This window comes from Mycobacterium helveticum (assembly GCF_007714205.1).
Lineage (GTDB): Bacteria > Actinomycetota > Actinomycetes > Mycobacteriales > Mycobacteriaceae > Mycobacterium > Mycobacterium helveticum.
Genome location: NZ_VMQU01000165.1, coordinates 1 through 9,473 on the forward strand (window position 1 = coordinate 1; position 9,473 = coordinate 9,473).

Consider the following 9,473-nt stretch of genomic DNA (forward strand, 5'->3'; position numbering starts at 1 on the left):
GTCCTAGTGGCGGATACCAAGACCCGGCGGCGGGCGCGGGGGCCCGCCCGGGCCCCCGTTCAGCATCAGCGAAGCGTTCGGCTGGGCGTGGAAGAAGTTCAGGCAGAACGCCGCGGCGCTGATCGTGCCGGTCCTCGTGTACGGGCTGCTGCTCGGCGCCGCCTACGGCCTGATCGCCCTGAGCACCGGGATGGGCACCGGCGTGGGCACCAACTCCGGCGACTCCACCAGCGCCATAACGAATCTCTGGCCGGGCGAGTGGGCCATGATGGTGATCGGCTACCTGCTGGTTTTCGCGGTGGGGGTGTTCGCCCAATCGGCGTTCCTGACCGGGTGCCTCGACATCGCCGACGGGCGGCCGGTGACCATCGGGTCGTTCTTCAGGCCGCGCAACTTCGGCACGGTCATCCTGGCGGCGCTGCTCGTCAGCGTCCTCAGCACGCTCGCCTCGGCCCTGTGCTTCCTTCCCGGCCTCATCTTCGGCATCTTCGCGATGTTCACGGTTCCGTTCGCCATCGACCGTGCGCAACCGCCGGTCACCGCGCTGACGGCGAGCCTGTCCACGGTCTGGTCGAACTTCGGCAACGCTCTGCTGGCCTGGCTGGTGGAGGTGGTGGTGATCGTTGTCGGCGCGCTGGCGTGCGGCCTCGGCCTGCTGGTGGGGCTCCCCGTCGCCGCGCTGATCCTGATCTACACCTTCCGCACCCTGTCGGGCGGGCGGGTCGTGCCGCTGGAGCAGGGCTACCCGCAGGGGCCACCACCGGGGTACCAGCCGTCCTGACGCCGGCCCGCTGAACGCGCGGGGCGCCGCCGCGGCGCGCTGCGGCGTTGTGCTGCTTGTGATGCAATCAGCGGTTATGAGCATCAAAGTTGCGCTGGAGCACCGCACCAGCTACACCTTTGACCGGCTGGTCCGCGTGTATCCGCACGTGGTGCGGCTGCGCCCGGCGCCCCACTGCCGGACGCCGATCGAGGCCTACTCGCTGCGCGTGGAACCCGACGACCACTTCATCAACTGGCAGCAGGACGCCGTGGGCAACTTCCTCGCGCGGCTGGTGTTCCCCAACCCCATGACCCGCCTGACCATCGCCGTCGGGCTCATCGCCGACCTGAAGGTGATCAACCCGTTCGACTTCTTCATCGAGGACTGGGCCGAGACATGGCCCCCCGGCGGGCTGGTCTACCCCAAGGCGCTGGCCGACGACCTCGAGCCCTACCTGCGGCCGGTCGACGAGGACGGCGAGGGCGCGGGGCCGGGCGACCTCGTCCGCGCGTGGGTGCGCGACTTCTCGGTACCCGACGGCACCCGCACCATCGACTTTCTGGTCGGCCTCAACCGCGCGGTCAACAACGACGTCGCCTACAGCGTGCGCATGGAACCCGGGGTCCAGACACCGGATCACACGCTGCGCAGGGGGATCGGCTCGTGCCGGGACTCGGCCTGGCTGCTGGTGTCGATCCTGCGCCGGTTCGGGCTGGCCGCCCGCTTCGTGTCGGGCTACCTGGTCCAGCTGGCTTCCGACGTCAAGGCCCTGGACGGGCCGTCGGGCACCGCCGCCGACTTCACCGACCTGCACGCCTGGACCGAGGTCTACGTCCCCGGCGCGGGCTGGGTCGGCCTGGACCCGACGTCGGGGCTGTTCGCCGGCGAGGGCCACATCCCGCTGGCGGCCACGCCCCATCCGGCGAGCGCGGCGCCCATCAGCGGCGGCACCGAGCCCTGCCAGTCGACGCTGGAGTTCTCCAACACGGTGACCCGCGTGCACGAGGACCCGCGCGTCACGCTGCCCTACACCGACGCGGCGTGGCGGTCGATCTGCGAGGTCGGGCGCCGCGTCGATGAGCGGCTGGCCGCCGCCGACGTCCGCCTCACCGTGGGCGGGGAACCGACGTTCGTGTCGGTGGACATCCGCCCGGGCACGTCGGCCGAGGAATGGACGACGGCCGCAGACGGCCCGCACAAGCGGCAGCGGGCGTCCGATTTGGCCGCCAGGCTGAAGGCGGCGTGGGCCCCGCAGGGGCTGATCCAGCGCGGGCAGGGCCGGTGGTATCCCGGAGAACCGTTGCCGCGCTGGGAGATCGCGCTCCACTGGCGCACCGACGGGCGACCGCTGTGGACCGACGGGACGCTGCTGACCGACCCCTGGAGTGGCCAACCGGCCCGGCCCGCCGATGCCGACACGGCCCGCGCGGTGCTCGCCGGCATCGCCGACGGCCTGGGGCTGCCGGCCTCTCAGGTGCGACCCGCCTACGAGGACCCGCTGCACAGACTGGCGGCCAAAGTGCGTCTGCCCGAAGGGGATCCGGTGGACCCGGCCGACGATCTGGCCGACGACTCCCCCGCCGGGCGCGCCGCGCTGCTGGCCCGCCTCGACGAATCCCTCACCGTGCCTGCGGCTTTCGTCCTGCCGCTGCACCGGCGCGACGACGGCCTGGGGTGGGCCAGCGCGTGTTGGCGGCTGCGCCGCGGGCGCATCGTGCTGCTGGCCGGGGATTCCCCCGCGGGTCTGCGGCTGCCGCTGGACTCGATCAGCTGGCGACCGCCCCGCCCCACATTCGACACCGATCCCCTGTCCGCGGGCGACGCGCCGGGCCCGGACTCGGCGCGCGCGGTGGTCACCGACCCCGACGGGGCGCCGCCGACCGCGATGGTCGCCGAGGTCCGGGACGGGTACCTGCACGTCTTCCTGCCGCCCACCGAGGCGCTGGAACACTTCACCGACCTCGTCGCCCGCGTCGAGGCCGCCGCGGCGCACGCCGGCTGCGCGGTCGTGGTCGAGGGCTACGGCCCGCCGCCGGACCCCCGCCTGCGGTCGACGACGATCACCCCCGACCCGGGCGTGATCGAGGTCAACGTCGCGCCCACCGCCGGCTTCGCCGAACAGGCGCGGCTGCTGGAGACCCTCTACGAACAGGCCCGGCTGGCCCGGCTGTCCACGGAGTCGTTCGACGTCGACGGCACCCACGGCGGCACCGGCGGGGGCAACCACATCACGCTCGGCGGCGTCACCCCGGCGGACTCGCCGCTGCTGCGCCGCCCGGACCTGCTGGTCTCGTTGCTGACGTACTGGCAGCGCCACCCGTCGCTGTCCTACCTGTTCGCCGGGCGGTTCGTCGGCACCACCTCGCAGGCCCCGCGCGTCGACGAGGGCCGCGCCGAGGCGCTGTACGAGCTCGAGATCGCGTTCGCCGAGATCGCGCGGGTCAGCGGCGGCGGGCCCAAGAGCAACCTGGCCAAACCCTGGCTGGCCGACCGCGCGCTGCGCCACCTGCTGACCGACATCACCGGCAACACCCACCGCGCCGAGTTCTGCATCGACAAGCTCTACAACCCCGACAGCCCCCGCGGCCGGCTCGGCCTGCTCGAACTGCGCGGGTTCGAGATGCCGCCGCACCTGCGCATGGCGATGGTGCAGTCGCTGCTGGTGCGTGCGCTGGTGGCGTGGTTCTGGGAGCAACCGCTGCGCGCCCCCCTGATCCGCCACGGCGCCAACCTGCACGGTCGATACCTGTTGCCGCACTTCATCATCCATGACATCGCCGACGTCGCGGCCGATCTGCGCGCCCACGGAATCGGCTTCGAGACCAGCTGGCTGGACCCGTTCACCGAGTTCCGCTTCCCGCGCATCGGCACCGCCGTTTTCGACGGCGTGGAGATCGAGCTGCGCGGCGCGATCGAGCCGTGGCACACCCTGGGCGAGGAGTCAGCCGCGACGGGCACCGCCCGCTACGTCGACTCCTCGGTCGAGCGGATCCAGGTCCGCGTCATCGGCGCCGACCGGCACCGCTACCTGGTGACCTGCAACGGCTACCCGGTGCCGCTGCTGGCCACCGACAACCCGGACGTCCACGTCGGCGGGGTGCGGTTCAAGGCGTGGCAGCCGCCGAGTGCGCTGCACCCGACCATCTCGGCCGACGGCCCGCTGCAGTTCGAGCTGGTCGACCTGACCACCGGGACGTCCCGCGGTGGCTGCACCTACCACGTCACCCATCCGGGCGGGCGCGCCTACGACGAGCCGCCCGTCAACGCCGTCGAGGCCGAGGCCCGCCGCGCCCGCCGTTTCGAGGCGACCGGCTTCACCCCGGGCAAGCTCGACCTGTCCGGCCTCCGGGAGAAGCAGGCCCGCATGTTCACCGACGTCGGCGCGCCGGGCATCCTCGACCTGCGCCGCGTGCGTACCGTGCAGCAGTAATGGCATTCCCGGACAACACGGCCAGGGCACTCGGTACGAACGGATGGCCGGCGACGGCTTCGGCTGCGCCGGGCGCCCGCCGCGACGCCGACCGGCTGCTGGACGGATACCGCGCCGCCCGTGCCCAGGAGGCGCTGTTCGACCTGCGGGAGGGCCCCGGGACCGGCCCGGCGATCGGGTTCGACGAGTTCGTCGACCGCGACGGGTCCGTGCGCCCGGCCTGGCACGAGCTGGCCGACGCCGTCGCGGAGCGGGGCCGCGCCGGGCTGGACCGGCTGCGCTCGGTGGTGCACACCCTGATCGACAACGACGGCATCAACTACACCGAGGCGGGCCCGGGCGGGCGCGGCCTGGAACCGCGACCCTGGCACCTCGACACGCTGCCGATCGTGCTGTCGGCGGCGGACTGGGAGACGCTGGAGGCCGGGCTGGTGCAGCGCTCGCGCCTGCTCGACGCGGTGCTCGCGGACCTCTACGGGCCGCGGCGCCTGCTCACCGAGGGCCTGCTGCCCCCGGAACTGGTGTTCGCCCACCCCGGTTACGTGCGCGCCGCCAACGGGATCGAGATCCCCGGGCACCACCAGCTGTTCATGCATGCGTGCGACGTCAGCCGGCTGCCCGACGGCAGCTTCCGGGTCAACGCCGACTGGACCCAGGCGCCCTCTGGCGCCGGCTACGCGCTGGCCGACCGGCGCGTCGTCGCGCACGCGATTCCGGACCTCTATGAGAGGGTCGCGCCGCGGCCGACGACACCGTTCGCCCAGGCGCTGCGGCTGGCGCTGATCGACGCGGCACCCGACATCGCGCAGGATCCGGTGGTGGTGGTGCTCAGCCCGGGCATCTACTCCGAGACCGCGTTCGACCAGGCGTATCTGGCGACGCTGCTGGGCTTTCCGCTGGTGGAGAGCGCGGACCTGGTGGTGCGCGACGGCACGCTGTGGATGCGTTCGCTGGGCACCCTGAAACGCGTCGACGTGGTGCTCCGCCGCGTCGACGCGATGTACACCGACCCGCTGGACCTGCGCGCCGACTCCCGCCTCGGGGTGGCCGGCCTGGTGGAGGCCCAGCACCGCGGCACGGTGACCGTGGTCAACACGCTGGGCAGTGGCATCCTGGAAAGCCCGGGGCTGCTGCGCTTTCTGCCCGGGCTGGCCGGGCGCCTGCTCTCCGAGGACCCGTTGCTGGACACCGCGCCGGTGTACTGGGGCGGCATCGCCGCCGAACGCTCCCACCTGCTGGCCAACCTGTCGTCGCTGCTGGTGAAGTCCACCGTCGGCGGGAAAAGCCTGGTCGGACCGACGCTGTCGTCGCAGCAACTGGCGGAGCTGGCCGCGCGGATCGAGAGCACGCCCTGGCAGTGGGTGGGCCAGGAGCCGCCGCAGTTCTCGTCGGCACCCACCGACCATGCCGGTGTGCTGGCCTCGGCCGGTGTCGGGATGCGCCTGTTCACGGTGGCCCAACGCAGCGGCTATGCGCCGATGATCGGCGGCGTGGGTTACGTGCTGGCTTCCGGGCCGGCCGCGTACACGTTCAACACCGTTGCGGCCAAGGATGTCTGGGTGCGGCCGACCGAACGCGCGCGGGCCGAGGCCCTCCCGACCCCGGCGCCCCCGGCGGCCCAACCGGCGAAGACCGGGGCGGGCACCTGGGCGGTCAGCTCGCCGCGGGTGCTGTCCGACCTGTTCTGGATCGGCCGCTACGGCGAGCGCGCCGAGAGCATGGCCAGGCTGCTGATCGTGGCCCGCGACCGTTTCCACGTCTACCGCCATCACCAGTACACCGAGGAAAGCGCGTGCGTGCCGGTGCTGATGGCCGCGCTGGGCGGGATCACCGGGACCGACGCCGGCGGCGACGTCGGCGATCACGCCGAGATGATCGCCGTCGCGCCCTCGACGCTGTGGTCGCTGACCGTGGATCCGGACCGGCCCGGGTCGCTGGTGCAGTCGGTGGAGGGGCTGGCCCTGGCCGCCCGGGCGGTGCGCGACCAGCTGTCCAACGACACCTGGATGGTGCTGGCCGGGGTGGAGCGCGCACTCGCGCACCGGGCCGAGCCGCCGGACTCGCTCACCGAGGCCGACGCGCTGCTGGCGACGGCGCAGTCGCAGACGCTGGCCGGGATGCTCACGCTCTCGGGGGTGGCCGCCGAGTCCATGGTGCGCGACGCGGGCTGGACGATGATGGACATCGGCAAGCGCACCGAGCGGGGCCTGTGGCTCACCGCCCTGCTGCAGGCCACGCTGACCGTGGTCCGGCCGGCCGCGGCCGAACAGATCATCATCGAGGCGGCGCTGGTGGCCTGCGAGTCGTCGGTGACCTACCGGCGCCGGACGGCGGGCACGGTGAGCGTCGCCGCGATGGCCGAGCTGATGCTGTTCGACGCCACGAACCCGCGGTCGTTGCTGCACCAGGTGGAGCGGCTGCGGGCCAACCTGCGCGACCTGCCCGGGTCGTCGGGTTCGTCGCGCCCGGAGCGGCTGGTCGACGAGATCAGCACCCGGCTGCGCCGGTCCCATCCCGCCGAACTCGAGCAGGTCAGCGACGACGGGCGCCGCGCGGAGCTGGCCGGCCTGCTGGCCGGGATACACGCCGGGCTGCGCGATCTGGCCGAGGCGATCACCGCGACCCAGCTGGCGCTGCCCGGCCTCATGCAGCCGTTGTGGGGGCCCGACGAACGACGGGTGATGCCGGCCTAGCCACCTGCGCAATCGTGGCGCCGCAGCCGCTACGCAGCGCTTCCCCCCGACTGCGACGTCGGGTCGTCGATGACGGTGTGGATGAACCTCATCTTCTCCAGCACCGCCGCGGGCAGCACAAACGGATACAGGTCGTCGTGGCCCATCGACCGGTTCACCATGTTCAGCGACCACGACAGCGGCAGCCACATGTCGATGATGGTCGCAAAGGCGCTGGGGCCCAGGATGGTCCGGTCGAACGTCGCCGTCGCAGGCGCGAAGCCGCACCAGGCCGAGGTGTCCAGGGCGCCGCGGATGTGCAGGTAGTGGGCGAACGTCTCGGCCCAGTCCTCGGCGGGATGCATGGTCGCATACGACGACACGAACCGTTCCTGCCAGCCGTCGGGCGCGCCCTGGCTGTAGTGGCGGTCCAGGGCCTTGGAGTAGTCCGCGTCGGGATCGCCGAACAGCTCGGTGAAGCGCGCCAGGTTGTCGCCGGACGGGGCGACCAGCCGATAGAAGTAGTAGTGCCCGACCTCGTGGCGGAAGTGCCCGAGCAGGGTGCGGTACGGCTCCGCCATCTCGACCCGCAGCTGCTCGCGGTGCACGTCGTCGCCCTCGGCCAGGTCCAGGGTGATGACGCCGTTCTCGTGCCCGGTGAGCACCTTCTCGTGGGCGCTGGACAGCAGGCGGAAGGCCAGGCCGTAGTCGGGGTCCGGGCCGCGGCCGATGATCGGCAGCTTGAGCTCGTGCAGCTCGGCAATGAGCCGCCGCTTGGCCGCCTCGGCCCGGGCGAACGCGGCCAGGCCGTCGGCGTCGGCGTCGTTGGGCCGCTCGATGGTCAGCGCGCACGACTCGCAGAGCCCGCCGGAAGTCTTCGCTACCAGCCAATTGCATTCGGCCAGGTAAAGATTGGCGCAGAGCTCATACTCGTCGGCATCCACGGCGCCGGCGTGCTCGCCCTGCTCGCCCGTGGCGATCACCAGCAGGGCCATCTGGCCCAGGGAGAACCCCAGCGCGCTGCCGCACGACAGGCACGCGGAGTTCTCGAACGTCAGGCGCTGGCCACAGCTGGGGCAATGGAAGTCACGCATGCCAGTAGTCGCCCTCGAGAGGGCCCGGGTACGGCACCACGTCGACCCCGACGTCGATGACGCTGTGCGTGGAGTTGGTGTAGATGATGCCGCGCAGCGGGGGCACGTCCGCGTAGTCGCGGCCGCGGCCGACGACGATGTAGCGCTCGTCGACCATCTGGTCGTTGGTGGGGTCCAGGCCCAGCCACTCCACGTGGCCGGGCTCCTGCGGAGTCCACACCGCGGCCCACGCGTGTGTGGCGTCGATGCCGATCATCCGATCCTTCCCCGGGGGCGGGTCGGTGGCCAGGTACCCGGAGACATAGCAGGCCGCCAAACCGTTGGCTCGCAGGCAGGCGATCGCCAGCCTGGCAAAGTCCTGGCATACCCCTTCCCGGGCGGCCAGAACCTCGTCCACCCCGGTGGAAATCGTCGTCGACCCCGAGCGGTAGGTGAAGTCGGTGAAGATCCGCGACGCGAGGTCCCGCAGCACCTCCACCAGCGGACGCCCGGGCGCGAAGCTGGGTGCGGCGTACCGGCGCACCTCGTCGGTGATCTCCGGCGGATCCAGGTCGAGCGTGAACTCCACCGCGAGCGCTCCCGCGGGCCCCGCCGGCCGGGCGGCCTCCCACGGCCCCAGCGCCGGACCGCTGCCGTAGAGCGTCGGCGCCGGCGGGTACACGTCGACGACGGAGTCGCTGGTGACCGTGAGGGTGCGGTGCGGCTCGGTGACGTGGAAGTAGGAACTGGTGTTGCCGTAGCCGTCCTGGCTGGTGGAGACGTCGCCCGGCGCCGGCTCGATGTGCAACCGGTGCGCCACGCAGCGCTGCCGCGGCGAGTCCCGCGGCGTGAGGAAGCCGCGGCCGTAGGAACTCGTCACCACGTCGGAGTAGCGATACTCGGTGCGGTGCGTGACGCGATGGCGGCGGGCGACCCCGCCCTCGGCTTCTGGCACGACCCCTCCTCACGGCTGAGCACGACGTCGCCGGCATACCCGGAGGCCTGCGCGCACGGCCGCAGGTCAGCTCCGGTGCAACTCGAACAGCGGAATCACCCGGCTGGTCTTGGACTGGTACTCGGCGAACCGCGTCGACGCGGCGGTGATTCTGGGGAAGAACTCGTCGCGTTCGGCGGGCGGCAGTTCGCGCGCGGTCACGTCGAACGCCTGCACGCCGGCGGGGCTGCCGATCTCGACATGGGCGCCGGGGTTGGCCCGCAGGTTGTGCACCCAGGCCGGGCTGACCGGGGCGCCGGCGAAGGATCCGACGATGAGCAGCCTGCCGTCGATGCGGAAGTACGCCAGCGGCGAAACCCGCGGCCGACCGGACTTGGCGCCGGTCGTGGTGAGCAGCAACAGGTCGGCCTCGGCGAACTGACCACCGACCTTGCCGCCGTTGGCGCGGAACTCGTCGATGATGCTCGTGTTGAACGCGTTGAGCGTCTCGGCGTCCGGGATTTGGCTCACTGGACTACCTTCCTGAGGTCATCGCTTCTGGATGAAGCGTTGATGCACCCGAGGTGCCACCAGGTCACTG

6 protein-coding genes are annotated in these 9,473 nt (G+C 72.0%); 3 read left to right on the plus strand and 3 right to left on the minus strand.

What is annotated here, in order from left to right:
* Positions 1-124: 124 nt before the first annotated feature.
* From FPZ47_RS24680 to FPZ47_RS24690, 3 genes are all read left to right on the plus strand, one after another.
* Positions 125-781: a hypothetical protein gene (locus FPZ47_RS24680; protein WP_210419994.1), complete on the plus strand. Its 657-nt coding sequence runs from the start codon at positions 125-127 to the stop codon at positions 779-781.
* Between the two features lie 76 nt (positions 782-857).
* Positions 858-4,193: a transglutaminase family protein gene (locus FPZ47_RS24685; protein ID WP_144956367.1), complete on the plus strand. Its 3,336-nt coding sequence runs from the start codon at positions 858-860 to the stop codon at positions 4,191-4,193.
* The gene (locus tag FPZ47_RS24690; protein WP_144956365.1) at positions 4,193-6,886 is read left to right on the plus strand and encodes a circularly permuted type 2 ATP-grasp protein; all 2,694 of its coding nucleotides are present in this window, start codon (positions 4,193-4,195) and stop codon (positions 6,884-6,886) included. The genes FPZ47_RS24685 and FPZ47_RS24690 overlap by 1 nt, the downstream gene beginning before the upstream one ends.
* Positions 6,887-6,915: 29 nt before the next feature.
* Here FPZ47_RS24690 and FPZ47_RS24695 read toward each other — a convergent pair whose 3' ends face one another.
* From FPZ47_RS24695 to FPZ47_RS24705, 3 genes are all read right to left on the minus strand, one after another.
* Positions 6,916-7,959 (minus strand): zinc-binding metallopeptidase family protein, encoded by a 1,044-nt coding sequence (locus FPZ47_RS24695; protein ID WP_144956362.1) that lies wholly within the window; start codon positions 7,957-7,959, stop codon positions 6,916-6,918.
* Positions 7,952-8,893 (minus strand): transglutaminase family protein, encoded by a 942-nt coding sequence (locus FPZ47_RS24700; RefSeq protein WP_144956359.1) that lies wholly within the window; start codon positions 8,891-8,893, stop codon positions 7,952-7,954. The genes FPZ47_RS24695 and FPZ47_RS24700 overlap by 8 nt, the downstream gene beginning before the upstream one ends.
* A 66-nt stretch (positions 8,894-8,959) precedes the next feature.
* Entirely contained in the window at positions 8,960-9,403 is a 444-nt protein-coding gene (locus tag FPZ47_RS24705) for a nitroreductase family deazaflavin-dependent oxidoreductase (protein WP_144956356.1), read from the minus strand.
* Positions 9,404-9,473: the final 70 nt, after the last annotated feature.

Excerpts from the sequence above, each read along its gene's own strand:
- FPZ47_RS24685 (WP_144956367.1), top strand. The coding sequence starts at position 858 with ATGAGCATCAAAGTTGCGCTGGAGCACCGCACCAGCTACACCTTTGAC.
- FPZ47_RS24690 (WP_144956365.1), top strand. The coding sequence starts at position 4,193 with ATGGCATTCCCGGACAACACGGCCAGGGCACTCGGTACGAACGGATGG.
- FPZ47_RS24695 (WP_144956362.1), bottom strand. The coding sequence starts at position 7,959 with ATGCGTGACTTCCATTGCCCCAGCTGTGGCCAGCGCCTGACGTTCGAG.